The organism is Vibrio aerogenes, assembly GCF_024346755.1.
GTDB lineage: Bacteria > Pseudomonadota > Gammaproteobacteria > Enterobacterales > Vibrionaceae > Vibrio > Vibrio aerogenes.
This window is the reverse complement of record NZ_AP024861.1, coordinates 2,999,841-3,015,522: the sequence shown is the minus strand read 5'-3', so window position 1 is coordinate 3,015,522 and position 15,682 is coordinate 2,999,841. Positions and strand designations below refer to the sequence as shown.

Annotated in this window: 12 protein-coding genes; 10 read left to right on the top strand and 2 right to left on the bottom strand. The window is 43.2% G+C overall.

The features are described 5' to 3' along the window. The first annotated feature begins 72 nt into the window (after positions 1–72). Together OCV29_RS13270 and OCV29_RS13265 are read left to right on the top strand one after the other, a co-directional pair. Entirely contained in the window at positions 73–2,076 is a 2,004-nt protein-coding gene (locus tag OCV29_RS13270; protein WP_073605677.1) for an oxidoreductase, read from the top strand. 292 nt (positions 2,077–2,368) lie between these two features. Continuing rightward, positions 2,369–2,797 carry a DoxX family protein gene (locus tag OCV29_RS13265; protein ID WP_073605678.1) on the top strand — a complete coding sequence of 143 codons (429 nt, stop codon included), beginning with the start codon at positions 2,369–2,371 and terminating at the stop codon, positions 2,795–2,797. Between the two features lie 74 nt (positions 2,798–2,871). On the opposite strand, the gene argS is transcribed toward OCV29_RS13265, so the two are convergent. Then, positions 2,872–4,605, bottom strand: a complete 1,734-nt coding sequence (gene argS, locus OCV29_RS13260; RefSeq protein ID WP_073605679.1) for an arginine--tRNA ligase — start codon at positions 4,603–4,605, stop codon at positions 2,872–2,874. Positions 4,606–4,967: 362 nt separating this feature from the next. Here argS and OCV29_RS13255 point away from each other — a divergent pair, with 362 nt between their 5' ends. Next, positions 4,968–5,564, top strand: a complete 597-nt coding sequence (locus tag OCV29_RS13255; RefSeq protein ID WP_073605680.1) for a VOC family protein — start codon at positions 4,968–4,970, stop codon at positions 5,562–5,564. 29 nt (positions 5,565–5,593) lie between these two features. Here the strand turns inward: OCV29_RS13255 and OCV29_RS13250 are convergent, their stop codons facing one another. Continuing rightward, positions 5,594–8,371, bottom strand: a complete 2,778-nt coding sequence (locus tag OCV29_RS13250) for an insulinase family protein (RefSeq protein ID WP_073605681.1) — start codon at positions 8,369–8,371, stop codon at positions 5,594–5,596. A 256-nt stretch (positions 8,372–8,627) separates the two neighbouring features. Between OCV29_RS13250 and sixA the strand changes: the two genes are divergently transcribed. The 7 genes from sixA (at position 8,628) to OCV29_RS13215 (ending at position 15,678) form a co-directional block, all read left to right on the top strand. After that, positions 8,628–9,101 carry a phosphohistidine phosphatase SixA gene (gene sixA / locus OCV29_RS13245; RefSeq protein ID WP_073605966.1) on the top strand — a complete coding sequence of 158 codons (474 nt, stop codon included), beginning with the start codon at positions 8,628–8,630 and terminating at the stop codon, positions 9,099–9,101. Between the two features lie 140 nt (positions 9,102–9,241). Further along, the gene (gene flhA, locus OCV29_RS13240) at positions 9,242–11,335 is read left to right on the top strand and encodes a flagellar biosynthesis protein FlhA (protein WP_073605682.1); all 2,094 of its coding nucleotides are present in this window, start codon (positions 9,242–9,244) and stop codon (positions 11,333–11,335) included. Between the two features lie 31 nt (positions 11,336–11,366). Then, positions 11,367–12,845 carry a flagellar biosynthesis protein FlhF gene (gene flhF / locus OCV29_RS13235; RefSeq protein WP_073605683.1) on the top strand — a complete coding sequence of 493 codons (1,479 nt, stop codon included), beginning with the start codon at positions 11,367–11,369 and terminating at the stop codon, positions 12,843–12,845. A gap of 13 nt (positions 12,846–12,858) precedes the next feature. Beyond that, complete coding sequence (locus tag OCV29_RS13230; RefSeq protein WP_073605684.1) at positions 12,859–13,746, top strand: MinD/ParA family protein; 888 nt, start codon at positions 12,859–12,861, stop codon at positions 13,744–13,746. Further along, the gene (locus tag OCV29_RS13225) at positions 13,739–14,473 is read left to right on the top strand and encodes an RNA polymerase sigma factor FliA (protein WP_073605685.1); all 735 of its coding nucleotides are present in this window, start codon (positions 13,739–13,741) and stop codon (positions 14,471–14,473) included. The genes OCV29_RS13230 and OCV29_RS13225 overlap by 8 nt, the downstream gene beginning before the upstream one ends. A gap of 45 nt (positions 14,474–14,518) precedes the next feature. Further along, positions 14,519–14,887, top strand: a complete 369-nt coding sequence (gene cheY, locus OCV29_RS13220; RefSeq protein ID WP_261887395.1) for a chemotaxis response regulator CheY — start codon at positions 14,519–14,521, stop codon at positions 14,885–14,887. A 65-nt stretch (positions 14,888–14,952) separates the two neighbouring features. After that, positions 14,953–15,678 (top strand): protein phosphatase CheZ, encoded by a 726-nt coding sequence (locus OCV29_RS13215; protein WP_073605967.1) that lies wholly within the window; start codon positions 14,953–14,955, stop codon positions 15,676–15,678. The last annotated feature ends 4 nt before the right edge of the window (positions 15,679–15,682 follow it).

Sequence of the window (15,682 nt, the reverse complement as noted above, 5' to 3'; positions counted from 1 at the left end):
TTTTGTGCTAATTTTTAACCGAATACGTTCGGTTAAATTACAAAACATCAAAATAATTATCTGGAGGCCAGTATGAGAAGCAAGCACTATCCGAACCTTTTTGAGCCCATAAAAATAGGTCAAGTTGAGATAAAAAATCGCTACATGCTGGCTCCGATGGGCCCCGGTGGCTTTTGTAATGCTGATGGCAGCTTTAATGAGAGGGGGGTTGAATTCTATGTTGAACGCGCCCGGGGCGGTGCCGGTTTGATCATGCCCGGAGTCACGAAAGTTGAAAATGACATTGAGCCATGTGAACTTCCGATGATGCCATGTCCGACCTTAAATCCGGTAAACTTTATTAAAACAGCCAGATTGATGACAGAAAGGGTTCATAGCTATGATTCCAAAATATTCTTGCAACTTTCTGCAGGGTTTGGGCGGGTGGGCATTCCCGGATTAGTCAAAAATGCCATTGGCCCTTCTGAAATTCCGCATCGCTGGATGCCAGATGTGACATGTCGGGCGTTAACCATCGAGGAAATCAGAACTTATATCCGTAAGTTTGCTGATGCAGCTGAAATTTGTCAGAAAGCCGGATTTGATGGGGTGGAAATTCATGCTGTTCATGAAGGTTACCTGTTGGATCAATTTGCGATTGAATTCTTCAACCGCAGAACGGATGCTTACGGTGGGACTTTAGAGAAACGGTTGCGGTTCGCGACTGATATTGTTAAAGCAATTAAAGTGCGCTGTGGTCAGGATTTTCCGGTGACACTTCGCTACAGCCTCAAAAGCTTTATTAAAGACTGGTTGAAAGGGGGGCTGCCCGGAGAAAAATTTGATGAAAAAGGCCGAGATATCAAGGAAGGTATTGAAGCGGCTAAATTACTTGAAGCGGCTGGATATGATGCACTGAATGGCGATGTTGGATCTTATGATTCCTGGTACTGGAGCCATCCACCGATGTATCAGGATAAAGGGCTTTATCTGCCTTACAACGAAATTTTGAAACAAGCCGTAGACATACCGGTGATCACTGCCGGGAGAATGGATGACCCTGAATTAGCTTCCAGAGCTATTGCTGAAGGAAAAACAGACATGATTGGGTTAGGCAGGCCTCTGCTGGCTGATGCTGAAATACCGAATAAAGTAAGGGCTGGCCGGGCAGACACCATTCGTCCCTGTCTTTCCTGTCAGGAAGGGTGCATGGGGCGTCTGGCTAAATATACGATGATTTCCTGTGCCGTGAATCCAGCGGCGGGAAGAGAGCAGGATTATGCGCTGACTCCGGCGCTGAGGAAAAAGAATGTCATGATTGTCGGTGGGGGCGTTGCCGGTATGGAAGCTGCCAGAGTTGCAGCAATAAGAGGACATCATGTTGACTTGTATGAAGCGGGTGACAAGTTAGGTGGTGTTGTGCTTGCCGGAGGTGTCCCTGATTTTAAAGAAGATGACCTGGCGTTACTGGCCTGGTATGAAGCTGAATTGCAAGCTTGCCAGGTGAATGTTCATCTGAATACATGTGTTTCCAAAGACACATTCAGCGACCTCAATCCGGATGCCGTGATTATTGCCACCGGCTCTGAAGCGAAAAAGTTTGATATTCCCGGTGCTGATCGTGTTTATACCGCAACGGATATATTGTTGGGACATCAGGATGCTGGTGAGAAAACGCTGATTATTGGTGGTGGATTAGTTGGGTGTGAAACGGCTTTATGGCTAAGGAATCAGGGGAAAACGGTATCGATTGTTGAGCAGGAAGATGCGTTGCTCTCACTGGCTGGTCCACTTTGCCATGCTAATAGTGAGATGTTACTTGAATTGCTTGATTATAAAAATGTTCAGGTTTTCACCCGATCAAGAGTCACAGAACAATCTGGTGAGGGCGTTGTGATTCATCATCAGAGCACCGATTCGCAAACAACTGTTCCTGTTGACTCTATCATTCTGGCGGTTGGTTATGATTCAAAACGACGCCTCTATGAAGAAGTTCAGCATAGCATCCCTGAACTTTATTTAATTGGAGATTCAAGGCAAGTTCAGAATATTATGTATGCTATTTGGGATGCATATGAGGTCGCCCGGAGTCTATAGACTCAGGGCGTGTTTATCTTTCATCATTGTATATTTTCCGTTTCTCATTTCATAAAAGGCGGGCTGTCTTTCTGGCTTGTCTTTTTTTATGATGAAGGATAAATACGTTCCAGAGCCTCAGAATATCCATTGACTTCTTTCATTGAACTACAGTAATTTTTTCGAAAACGTATTGATTTAACACAATAAAAATATTCAGAATTTTAGATAAAGAACATCTGACATTACCCATGCTAATCTGTTTTTATATTTTTATACTCAAATATTATTTAAAAATTGAGGATGCAGAAGGATGAAAGAGCTGATTGACAGAGTTGAAATGGGATTTGATAACCCCGATCTGGGTAAACTCATACTACGGGTTAGTTTTAGTCTGATGTTTTTACTCCATGGTATACACAAAATTTTTGCTGGCACCGCATTTATTCAGGGATTATTTATTAAAGCAGGTCTGCCCGGTTTTCTGGCGTATGGAGTTTATCTGGGTGAGGTCGTTGCTCCTTTGTTGATTATTTTGGGGTTATACACACGTGTCGCTTCCGTTTTCATCATGGGCACTTGCCTGGTGGTTATCGGATTACTTCATACGGGTGATCTGTTTTCACTGAATAAGTTTGGCGCATGGGCTGTAGAGGATATTGGTACTTATCTTTTTGCTGCGATTGCTATCTTTTTTCTGGGATCTGGAAAATATGCCGTGCGGCCGAATACCGGTAGTTAATGACATATTTTGCTTGAGTGACAGAAGAAAAAACAAATCCGGCAGAGGCCGGATTTGTTCTGTAACAGAGAAGATTACATTCGATCCAGTGTCTTAATTCCTAACAAGTTTAATCCCTGATGAATTGTTTTGGCGGTCAGGGCTGATAGTTTCAGACGACTTTGTTTTGTATTGTCATCATCAGCTGTCAGGATCGGGCAGGCTTCATAAAAACTGGAGAACTGGCCTGCCAGCTCAAACAGATAGGTACACAAAATATGAGGCTGACCTTCGCGGGCAACCGCTTGAACTGTTTCTTCAAACTGAAGCAATCGCGCAATCATTGCTTTTTCCCGATCATCAGTAATATGAATATCACCGGATAAATCGTCCATGGCAATACCAGCTTTAGAAAAAATAGATACAATCCGGGTATATGCGTACTGCATGTACGGCGCGGTATTTCCTTCAAAAGCCAACATATTATCCCAGTCAAAAATATAATCAGTCGTTCTGTTTTTCGATAAATCCGAATATTTGACTGCAGCCATTGCGACTGTCGTTGCAATGTGTGATTTTTCTTCCTGAGATAACTGAGGATTTTTGTTTTCGATGAGCTTGGTTGCCCGCTCTTCTGCTTCATCGAGCAGATCAGCAAGACGAACAGTGCCACCAGCACGTGTTTTAAAGGGCCGGCCATCTTTACCCAGCATCATACCGAATGCATGATGCTCTAAAGAGACACTTTCCGGGATATAATCAGCTTTGCGAACAATCGTCCACGCCTGCATCAAGTGCTGGTGCTGACGTGAATCGATAAAATAAAGTACCCGATCTGCGCCTAATGTTTCGTAGCGATATTTAGCACAGGCAATATCGGTTGTTGTATACAGGAAACCACCATCCCGCTTCTGGATAATGACGCCCATAGGTTCGCCATCTTTATTCTTGTATTCGTTCAGGAATACAACCTGCGCACCGTCATCTTCCTGAGCGATCCCTTTTTCCTTCAGATCAGCAACAATTGCCGGCAGCATGTCGTTATACATGCTTTCACCCATCACATTATCGCGGGTCAAAGAGACATTCAGACGGTCATAGTTCTTCTGGTTTTGCGACATGGTGATATCAACCAGTTTTTTCCACATTTCAGTACAGAACTGGTCACCACTTTGTAGTTTCACCACATATTTTCTGGCAGTTTCAGCAAAAGCTTCATCTTCGTCATATAGCTTTTTTGATTCGCGATAGAAAGCTTCCAGATCGGATAATTCCATCGAAATTTCACCGGAATTATTTTGAATTCTTTCCAGATTAGCAATCAACATACCGAATTGTGTTCCCCAGTCCCCGATATGGTTTGCCCGAATCACTTTGTGACCGAGAAACTCGAGAGTACGGACAACTGCGTCACCAATGATTGTTGAACGAAGATGACCAACGTGCATTTCTTTGGCTACATTCGGCGCAGAATAGTCAGCAACAATTGTTTGCTGTTGTTCTGGTGCAATCCCTAAACGTTCATCAGCCAGTGCAATACCGGCTTGTTCAGCGAGGAACGATTCACTCAGAAAAATATTAATAAATCCGGGGCCGGCGATTTCTGTTTTACTGGCTATCCCTTCCAAATCAAGAGCATCTGACACTTTTTGAGCAAATTCACGTGGGTTTATCCCCAGTTTCTTCGCGACACCCATAACACCATTTGCCTGATAATCACCAAATTGTGGTTTTGCTGACTGTCGAACAGCTGCCGGGCTGCCTGCTGGTGCGCCTGCGGATTCAAGAGCCTGAGCGACTCTGTCATTGATTAATGCTTGGATATTCACCTGCTTATCCTTCAATTTTTAGAATATGTTGACTATGTATCATTGCCAGGCTGTTGACCTTGGAGAATTGGGACACATATCTCGATTTTTAACGAAAATTGGCAAACATGATAGCAATTATCTGGCTGTGCTTATAGTGAGAAAAAGCCGAAATTATCTACTTTTATTCTGATAAGATCACCAGGCTTCAATGAATATTCTATGTGTAGGGAATAAAACAGACCTCGATACGGATATTCATGCACTTTCTGCCAACGGAACCTCAGTATTTTATATGGAATTGTGCATATCAGGGCGGTCAGTATGACGGGTGAAAAAGGCATGACTATAAATCAGTATTTTTGTCTTCAAAGGGGATACCTATGCAAAATGGATTAACAGAGAAACGGCTGACTCCGGAGTTGATGTATGCAGACATTCCCGGATTTATGAATCAAATTTTTCAACTATGTGCGCTTCTTGAATTGGATTTGACTGCTTATGAAATGGATCATATTGCCATGCGGCTGAATGATATCGATCAGGCAAGGGCTGCTCATCAGGCGTGGAAGAAGAGAGGGTTGGTGATTTCTGAGTCATTGATTCATGGCAGGCCGATTATTGTGATTGAGTTGTTTCAGCCCGTGAACCTGGGTCACTGGCAGACAGGCTATCTGGAATTACCTTATCCGGTTGAAGGGAAATCTTATCCTGTTGAAGGATGGGAACATGTTGAATTCGTTATTCCTTCAAAGGCTTCCTCTGCTGAAGATTTTTATGCGGAATTATGTCAGAAGTTTCCACAGATAGAGGAGAATACCGGGAAGCATCAGATAAAGGTTAAACTGTCTTCGCCTCAGGGAGAAGATGAACGCCTGGCTAATCCGACAGTGGCGTTTAAATGGAAAAATGTTTGCGTCAAACTTCATCCTCATTCTCTCAAAGACGTGATTTCATCTGAGCGAAATTTACTCAGATGAAGTGTTTAAGCAGCCATGACTGATTCTCTTTAGCCTAAATCATATGCTTTAGGCATCAGCTGGAACTCATGAATGGAATTAATCTCTCTGCCAAGGGTTAATTCCTGAGAGGCGTGGTGTACATTTCCCCGGTTATACATAATCAGCCGGTTCGCAGTACGTGGTTTTAACTGATTAACAACAAAGCGAATCATATCCGATCGGGACAAACGTCTGAGTTCCTGAAGGACCTGATCACGTTGTGAGAATTCCGTATCCTTATTACCTATTGCAACCCATAACCTTTGTGCTCTGTTACGCAAAGAGGTGTCTGGTGCAGAAATTTGATTCCATAAGCCCCGTTTACTGCTGTGCCACTGATATTCGCTTAATTCCAGTAACACCAGATAAAACGCATTTAAAAATTCGTCAATTGAAGCCATTAATTCTGCTGGTCCGGCATTAGGTGATTGAACATAAAGTACAATTCCCGGGTGTTTATTTAATGGGAGATTACCGGTTCCCACCATGTAGCCAAGTTGCTGCTTTGTGCGGATTTCGTGGAAAAATGTGGCAGACATCAGGTGGTTCGCAAGTGAATAAAGGGCAATGTTTTTTGGGGAAGTACATTCGCTTTGATAATAAATGACGACGGCGGAATCATCCTGATCACAATGAATTTCATGTCTGAACGTTCCCTGCTTGCCAAGCATCACCAAAGGTCTCAGCGACTCTTCTGATTGAGCATCCTTGATGTGCAGCGCCTGAATCAAATCTTTGCCAATACTGAATGCATCAGATTTTCTCCAGTCACCGTAAATAAACATTTCGATGTGACGCTCAGAAAGCATTTTGTCAACGAAGGGAGCCAGTTCCTCAACATGGATTGAATGGAGAGCCTTCAGTAACTCACGGTAAGGTGGATTATTGGGTTGCAAAATACCGGTCATTGCATTGAATAGCTGAGATATTGGCCGGTCTTTGGCCGCGTTCTTCCAGCTTCTTTCAAGCTGCTGCTTAATTGAATCGAAGCGATGTTTGACAAACTCCCGTCGTTCGAAACGATCAAGAATGACTTTCAGTAATTCAGGCTGTTTCTGGCTGAATCCTGAAATTGTGAGTGTTACGCCTCCCTGATGTGCATACATGTTATACCCCATCCCTGCGATTTCAGCCTGATAAGTCTTTTTTGCCAGAGAATCAAGGAATAACTCAACACATAGCCGGGTCATCACTATATTGCGTGTATTTTTAACTGAATAAGGACTATCAATTGCGACATAAATGACGCCTTTTGGGACACTAAACTCGTTATCCTGCATATGCCAGAGACGAAATTCAGGCGTTTCATAAATAATTTCAGGGTTGGTATTGCTCGATTCAGAGGGTTTGGGTGTCAGCTCACTACATATGAAAAGGTTTTTCTCCGGAAGCTCAATATGGAGGTCACAGGATGGAGCACGAAACGCACCGAGCTGCTCTTGTGTAAAAGGCGTGACAGAGTAAGGTGTAAAATACCATGCTGCTGTCTGTTTATAATCCTGACCTTGTGCAAATAATGTGACTCTCAGGTTCTCAGGAACGAAGTCGTCGAGAATCTGACGCAGCAGCGATTCATCATAGCCTTCCATGATATAGTCACCGCATACAACATCATCTTGTTGATAATGCTGCATATTCATCACAAGGTTATTGACCATTTCCATCGGGCGGGTTGGCTCCTGATAACGGAAAGCTGCATTTAGGACGGTCTTTTTCTCCTCATACCGCCAGCTCTCAAGTCCTTGAGTCCGGATGAGTCCGATATAATGGAAAACCGCCTGAATGATATCGTTTGTGTACATCATTCCTTCTTCAGTTAAATGCATACTGACCGTAAACTCCCGGTAGTTACTGCCACTGATTCCACCACCCGCTGATAAGCTTGTAATCCATCCCTGTTCTTTCAGGGCCAGCATCAGGCTGTTTTGTCCCTCATAACCCAGTAAATGAGCAAAGTATGAGAGTGGTTTTACACGGTAATGTTGAGTCATGCCGCCAAGCGGAAATGCAAGAGACAGCTTCCGGATGTCTTTTAATGGCTCAACTTCAATTTGTATGCCGGTTTGCTCTGCTGTGACAAAAGGAACTGAGACGGATTTGCCTCGTTTCATCTGATTAGGTATTGCGGAAAAAAACGCATTGGCGTGACTTTCCAGTACGTCGAGTGGTTCAGGCGCAAGCATAACCAGAGTCATTAAATCAGATGAATAATTTTGTTGATAAAAATCCAGAATTTCCTGACGGATGCTGACGCCGTTTCTGTCCGATAGTGTTTGCAGGTTACCGACAGAAAACTTTGCAAACGGATGGAGAGGATTTATTGTTTCTTTGTGAACCTGATAAAGTCTGCGGGTATCATCGTTGATTTTTAGTTTATATTCAGATTCAATCGCCAGACGTTCTTTATCAAGTGCCTCTTCATTAAAAAGTGGTGAAATAAAAAAAAGAGCGAAGCGGTCGAGGGCTTTTTCAAACGCAGACGGAGAAATATCAAAGAAGAAACAGCTGTGCTCAGTTCCTGTCCACGCATTGTGTGAACCACCATGCTGGTTGATAAAGTTTTGAAATTCTCCGGTCTGTGGGTGTTTTTCTGTGCCGAGAAATAACATATGCTCGAGATAGTGAGCAAGTCCGGGGCGATCAGTTGGGTCGTCAAAGTGACCGACATTAATGGCTAATGCAGCCGCACTTTTGGGCGTGTTTTCATCGTGAATCAACAGCACTCTGAGTTGATTTGGCAGGGTGATGTACCGATATCGATTGGTGTCATTAGGGCTGATATGCACGGTGGAGGCCTCCCGGCGAATGCTGATTTGATTTTTATTATTACTGATTATGACTAGTATGACGTTGAAAAGGTTCAGAGCCAACTACAAGTAATATTTTTATGAGTAAAATTATTTTAGTTTTTGAGATATTAAAAGCATCGGCTTTGGGTTGCTATGCAGTTATGGGATAATGGCCGGATTTTTCTTTATTAAGGCCAAAAAGTGCAGGTTATCGCGGTAATAAAATGATTTTTAAGGTTAATCGTATATGAGTATGAAAATTTATATCATGCGTCATGGTGAAGCCGGATTCAGTGCTTCCGGTGATGCAGAAAGACGCCTGACCGCACGTGGTAAGGTTGATTCTGTGAGTGTTTTACAGCAGGCGGTTGCTCATCAGGCTATTTCTGTAGACCGGGTTCTTGTCAGCCCTTATCTTCGTGCTCAGGAGACCTGGCAGGAAATAACCGGTTATGTGAATGCCAAAACAGTGGAAATTTGTGATGACATTACCCCTTATGGGCAGGCCGAGCATGTTTTTAGCTATATGATGGCTTTGGCTGAAGTTGAAAAAATTGAGTCATTCTTTTTAGTTTCTCATTTACCTCTGGTTGGATATTTAACCAGCGAATTTGTCAGAGATGTGACGCCACCGATGTTTCCGACATCCGGTCTGGTCTGCCTTGAATATCAGCCGGATACTCAAAAAGGTCAGATATTACAACGCTTCTTCCCAACCGTATCGTAGATACTGAGCATTTATCCTGTGACATCATAGGGAGTAGCCATAAAATTGACATAACCATGGTGTGATAATTGCATGTAACCGCATCATTGAGTGAAGTTCTAACTACTTATTTCTGTTTAGAAAGTTTTTATTGGTTATCTATGAAGTTTTCGTTGCCATTTGCGGATAAATTACCATCTGTCTCCCAGCGTAGTATGCCAGCGATCGGTGCTCCGATCATGGTTCTTGTTACGTTGGCGATGGTGGTTTTACCTATCCCTGCGTTTTTACTTGACCTGTTTTTTACTTTCAACATTGCATTAGCAATGGTGGTCCTCCTTGTGACGGTGTATACCCGTCGTCCTCTGGATTTTGCAGCATTTCCGACTGTTCTGTTGATTTCTACGCTCCTCCGTCTGGCTTTGAACGTGGCTTCAACCCGGGTTGTTTTGTTACATGGGCATGATGGTGCTGATTCTGCCGGTAAGGTTATTGAAGCTTTCGGTAACGTGGTGATTGGCGGGAATTATGCCGTTGGTTTAGTCGTATTCCTGATTTTAATGATCATTAACTTCATGGTTGTAACCAAAGGTGCCGGACGTATTTCTGAGGTCAGTGCCCGCTTCACTCTTGATGCATTACCCGGTAAGCAGATGGCTATTGATGCTGATTTAAATGCAGGTTTGATTGATCAGGATCAGGCCCGTCTGCGTCGTTTTGAAGTGACGAAAGAGGCCGACTTTTATGGCTCTATGGATGGTGCATCAAAATTTGTAAAAGGGGATGCTATCGCCGGGATTTTAATCCTGTTTATCAATATTGTTGGCGGTTTATCCATCGGGATGATTCAGTACAATCTGGATTTTGGCGATGCAATTAAAATCTATACATTGTTAACGATTGGTGATGGCCTGGTGGCTCAGATCCCGTCTTTATTACTATCGATTGGCGCTGCAATTATGGTCACGCGTCAAAATACTGATGAAGATATGGGACAGCAGGTCATTATCCAGATGTTTGATAATCCTAAGGCATTGATTATTACTGCATCTATACTGGCTGTCATGGGTATTGTTCCGGGAATGCCTCACTTTGCATTCCTTTCTTTAGCTATTTTGGCGGGAGGTGGCGCATATTTATTGCACAGAAAGAGGAAGAAAGCTTCTGAAGAGAAGGTTATTCCAGAGCCAAATCCGTCAGACTCACCTCAACAAAAAGAACTATCCTGGGATGATGTTCAGCCGATTGATATTATCGGTCTGGAGGTCGGATACCGATTGATTCCTCTTGTTGATCGTGAACAAGGAGGAGAGTTGCTTGAGCGGGTCAAAGGCGTCAGGAAAAAATTATCTCAGGATTTTGGCTTTTTAATTCCACCGGTCCATATCCGGGATAACCTGGAACTCCCGCCGAACAGTTACCGGATTACACTGATGGGCGTCGCTGTGGGAGAAGCGGAGATTCGGCCGGATCAAGAGTTGGCAATCAACCCTGGGCAAGTCTATGGTGCAATTGAGGGTGAAGAAACCTACGATCCGGCTTTCGGACTCGAAGCTGTATGGATTGATGATGAACACCGGGAACATGCTCAGGCTTTGGGTTATACCGTTGTTGATTCATCTACGGTACTTGCGACTCATTTAAGTCAGTTGTTAACAAACAATGCATCTCAGTTACTTGGGCATGAAGAAGTACAAAACCTGCTTGATATGCTTGAACGTACTGCGCCGAAGCTGATTGAGAACTTTATTCCGGATCAGCTCTCTCTTGGTGTTGTGGTTAAAGTCTTGCAAAACCTCCTTAATGAAGCGATTCCGATCAGGGATATCAGAACAATTATTCAGACACTTGCGGAATACTCAGGAAAGAGTCAAGAACCCGACATATTAACAGCAGCTGTCAGAATTGCATTGAGAAGATTAATCGTACAGGAAATCAATGGGATAGAGCCAGAGTTGCCTGTGATTACATTGATTCCTGAGCTGGAACAAATATTGCATCAAACAATGCAGGCTGCTGGTGGTGAATCCGCAGGGATCGAACCGGGTTTGGCTGAGCGACTTCAGTTCTCGTTAAGTCAGGCGACCCAAGAGCAAGAGTTGAAGGGAGAACCTGCCGTATTATTGACATCCGGAGTATTAAGAACCACGCTCGCAAAATTTGTCAAAAATACGATACCGAACTTAAGGGTTCTTTCTTACCAGGAAATCCCTGATGAAAAGCAAATCAGAATAGTACAGGCTGTAGGGAATTAGCAGATAAATATGGCAATGGTGGATTACTGCATTGAAAATTAAACGATTTTTTGCCAAGGATGTAAAATCTGCATTATTACAAGTTAAAGAAGAACTTGGTGATGATGCTGTGATTATGTCAAACAAGAAAAATGCGGGTGGTGTTGAAATCGTCGCGGCTGTTGATAGTGAGAGTGTCATACCTAAAAATCAGGCCCAGCAGCATTACAGTGCTAAGTCACAATATCATCAGGATAAGCATCCTGCAGCAGAATATGCGGGTGGTCGTCGTTTAAAAGAGGATCAGGTTAAAATCGGAGGTCAGTCTCAGTCATCTGATCGTAACGGAAAACCGACCATGACTCAGCAATTTGCGAGTTTACTGAAGCATTATACACCCAACCAGTCTGGTGGTTCTGATTCTGAAGCCAATTCATTATCTTCACTGCTGCAAAGGCAGGGAAACAATGACCAGGGTAAGCATGAAAACCCACTGACTCAACGTTGGCAAGAAAACGACCAGAAGACTGATTTGCATGCTGGCATGCAACCGAATCAACTTGATCCCACACGGTTTATCCGGCGAAATCCAAGAGAGGATGAACAACCAAATCCTGATATTGAATTAATGAAAGATGATATTAACTCAATCCGTCGGTTGTTAGAGCATCAGGTATCGGGGTTAATGTGGCAGGAAGTTGAACGAAGAGAACCTCTCCGCGCGATGTTGATTAAGCGTCTGGCACGGATGGGAGTCTCTTTAGAGCTTGCAGATCAGCTGGCATGTTACATCCCTGAAGAAACGCCACCACCTAAAGCCTGGAAAGCTTTACTTGGTCTGGTATCTGACCAGATTCCTGCCTCCAAGCAAGATATTTTAAAGAAGGGAGGCGTTGTTGCTTTGCTCGGGCCGACGGGGGTCGGGAAAACAACAACGATTGCCAAACTAGCCGCCAGAGCAGCCATGGAATATGGTGCTGATGAAATAGCATTGGTCACGACTGATACTTATCGTATCGGTGCGCATGAGCAACTGGCGATATATGGAAGAATTATGGGTTGTCCTGTAAAAGTTGCTAAAGATTCCAAAGAGTTAGCCGATGTTATACACCAACTGAGAAATCGTCGCCTGATTTTGGTTGATACCGCGGGAATGGGACAACGTGATGTCCGTCTTTCTGAGCAACTTGATACATTGATGCAGGACCGGGGCAATGCTATAAGAAGCTATCTGGTTTTACCTGCAACAGCCCAACGAAAAGTATTACAGGAAACGATTGATCATTTCAGACGAATTCCTTTGTCCGGATGCATAATGACGAAGTTGGACGAGTCCCTGAGCCTTGGAGAATTTGTGAGTGTTATTGTTGAGAATGCTTTACCGGTAGCATACATCGCTAATGGCCAGCGGGTTCCTGAAGATATTGTTGTTGCTCAACCGAAATATATGGTAGCAAAAGCAAACGAGTTGCTAGAAAAGTCGGCAGATAATGAGCCTCACTACTGGAGTAGTGACTCAGAGAGAATCTAGGCGGCGAGTGGATATGACAAATAAGATGATTTACGACCAAGCAAGCGGCCTGCGTCGCTTAAATGAGCCGACACTTACGAAAGTTATTGCTGTGACGGGCGGTAAAGGAGGCGTTGGCAAAACTAATGTCACATTAGGAATGGCAATGAGTATGGCACGTCAGGGCAAAAAAGTGATGGTGCTTGATGCTGATTTGGGCCTTGCTAATGTGGATGTCATGTTGGGTATCCGACCTAAAAAGAATCTGGGACATGTGCTGGCCGGAGAATGTGAACTTCAGGATGCAATTACGGATGGACCTCTTGGTATAAAAATTATTCCTGCGACTTCCGGCACTCAGTCCATGGTTGAACTATCTCATGCGCAGCATGTTGGTTTAATCAGGGCCTTTGGCAGCCTGGAAGAAGAGATGGATGTCCTTTTGATTGATACGGCTGCCGGCATTTCAGATATGGTGGTCAGTTTTGCAAGGGCAGCTCAGGATGTTGTTGTGGTTGTATGTGATGAACCAACATCAATTACAGATGCATATGCATTGATAAAATTATTAAGCAGAGAACATCAGGTACAAAGATTTAAAGTCGTTGCTAACATGGTTCGCAGTTACCGTGAAGGCCGTGAATTATTTGCTAAGTTGACTTTGGTCACAGAGCGTTTTCTTAATGTAAGCATAGAACTCGTCGCTTGCATTCCTTTAGACGATAATGTACGACAGTCAGTTAAAAAACAAAAAATTGTTGTGGATGCATTTCCACGTTCACCCGCTTCGCTTGCTATTAGCTCTTTAGCAAATAAAGCGTTAACATGGCCCATACCACGAACACCGAGTGGCCATTTGGAATTTTTTGTAGAGCGCTTGCTTAATCGTACAGAAATAGTCGGGGAACCATTTAGTGAATAAGGCGTTAACTTACAATCAATATGGAAACATCAGCAGCCAACAGGTTTTTTTGGAAAAATATTCTGAGTTGGTGAAGCGCATTGCACATCATTTGATTGGACGTTTACCGCCTAGTGTACAGGTTGAAGACTTAATTCAGGCTGGCATGATTGGTCTGCTTGAAGCTCAAAAAAACTATGATGGAAGCAAAGGTGCCAGTTTTGAGACCTATGCCGGAATTCGTATTCGGGGTGCAATGCTTGATGATATTCGTCGCGGAGATTGGGTTCCGAGGTCGGTACACAAGCATAATCGTGAGATCAGTCAGGCAATTTCAACACTTGAAGGTGAATTAAATCGGGATCCAACGGATTCTGAGGTTGCTAATTTTTTAGGAATGTCGTTAGATCAATACCATAGCATTATCACTGATATTAATTGTTCACGTATCATTGGGATCGAGGATTTAGGCGTATCAGAGGATGTTATATCCCCTTTTGATGTTGACGGTGATAGTTCACCATTTAAAGGTGTTGCTGACGAGTTATTTCGTAAAGCATTAATTGAGTCAATAAAATCGCTTCCTGAACGTGAAGCTTTGGTACTTTCGCTCTATTATGATGAAGAGCTAAACTTAAAGGAAATCGGTGAAGTACTTGGTGTAAGTGAATCTCGCGTAAGCCAAATATTGAGCCAGACGATGCAGCGTTTAAGGACAAAACTTCGTTCTTGGACACAAAATGATTAATATCACTGATTCTCATACTCAGTGGAGGCAATTTTGAATAAAAACATGAAAATTTTGATTGTTGATGATTTTTCAACAATGCGTCGGATAGTAAAGAACCTACTCCGTGACTTGGGTTTTAATAATACTCAGGAAGTGGATGATGGTCTCACGGCGTTGCCTATGCTAAAGAAGGGTGATTTTGAGTTCGTTGTGACTGACTGGAATATGCCAGGAATGCAGGGAATCGATTTATTAAAAAACATTCGTGCTGATGATGAATTAAAACACTTGCCGGTTTTAATGATTACCGCTGAAGCAAAAAGAGAACAAATTATTGAAGCTGCCCAAGCGGGCGTGAATGGTTACATCGTAAAACCATTTACAGCAGCAACGCTCAAAGAAAAGTTAGATAAAATTTTTGAGCGTTTATGAGTTTAGAATTTCTCTTGGGACACAGGCATTAAATTTTTCAACTTGTGGAAGGCGGCTCATTCAAAATGATTTCATTAGAACAAGCCCGGAAACTCGTGCAGTTTCTCGAAAATGAACAGCAAGATGATGCGAATTCGTTGCTAATTGATATTTATCAATCTGGTGCTGCTGAACATCAAATTTTTCAACAAATTGGAAGTTTGACGAGAGAACTACATGAATCACTGAAAGAGTTCACTCTGGATGTTCGGATTGGTGAAATCGCTAAAGATGAAATTCCTGATGCAAAAGATCGTCTGGCCTATGTGATCTCTAAAACAGAGACCGCGGCTAATAAAACGATGGATTCTGTAGACAGGTGTATGCCTATTGCAGATAAATTACATCAAAGCCTGTTGTACGTCCGTCCTCAATGGAATGAACTCATGCATGGGCATGTTGAGTTAGCCGAATTTAAAGCTCTGTGTCATCGGATTGACGATATATTAAGTCAGATTGAGGGTGATAGTACTGAACTTCGTAGCGAATTAATGGAAATATTAATGGCTCAGGATTTTCAGGATTTAACGGGGCAAATCATCCGGCGCGTCATTGAATTGGTCAATGAGGTTGAGCAGCGATTAGTTGAAATTCTGACTGTATTTGGCACAGCAAACCAACAAGAACAACAAATAGATAAAAGTCATCACCCTTCTGAACCAGAAGGGCCAATCATGAACCCTCATGAGCGTGAAGATGCCGTTGCATCTCAGGATGAAGTGGATGACTTATTATCAAGTCTTGGTTTTTAGGGGT

Coding starts and splice junctions, on each gene's coding strand:
- OCV29_RS13270 (WP_073605677.1), top strand. CDS start 73: ATGAGAAGCAAGCACTATCCGAACCTTTTTGAGCCCATAAAAATAGGT.
- OCV29_RS13265 (WP_073605678.1), top strand. CDS start 2,369: ATGAAAGAGCTGATTGACAGAGTTGAAATGGGATTTGATAACCCCGAT.
- OCV29_RS13255 (WP_073605680.1), top strand. CDS start 4,968: ATGCAAAATGGATTAACAGAGAAACGGCTGACTCCGGAGTTGATGTAT.
- sixA (WP_073605966.1), top strand. CDS start 8,628: ATGAAAATTTATATCATGCGTCATGGTGAAGCCGGATTCAGTGCTTCC.
- flhA (WP_073605682.1), top strand. CDS start 9,242: ATGAAGTTTTCGTTGCCATTTGCGGATAAATTACCATCTGTCTCCCAG.
- OCV29_RS13230 (WP_073605684.1), top strand. CDS start 12,859: ATGACAAATAAGATGATTTACGACCAAGCAAGCGGCCTGCGTCGCTTA.
- cheY (WP_261887395.1), top strand. CDS start 14,519: ATGAAAATTTTGATTGTTGATGATTTTTCAACAATGCGTCGGATAGTA.
- OCV29_RS13215 (WP_073605967.1), top strand. CDS start 14,953: ATGATTTCATTAGAACAAGCCCGGAAACTCGTGCAGTTTCTCGAAAAT.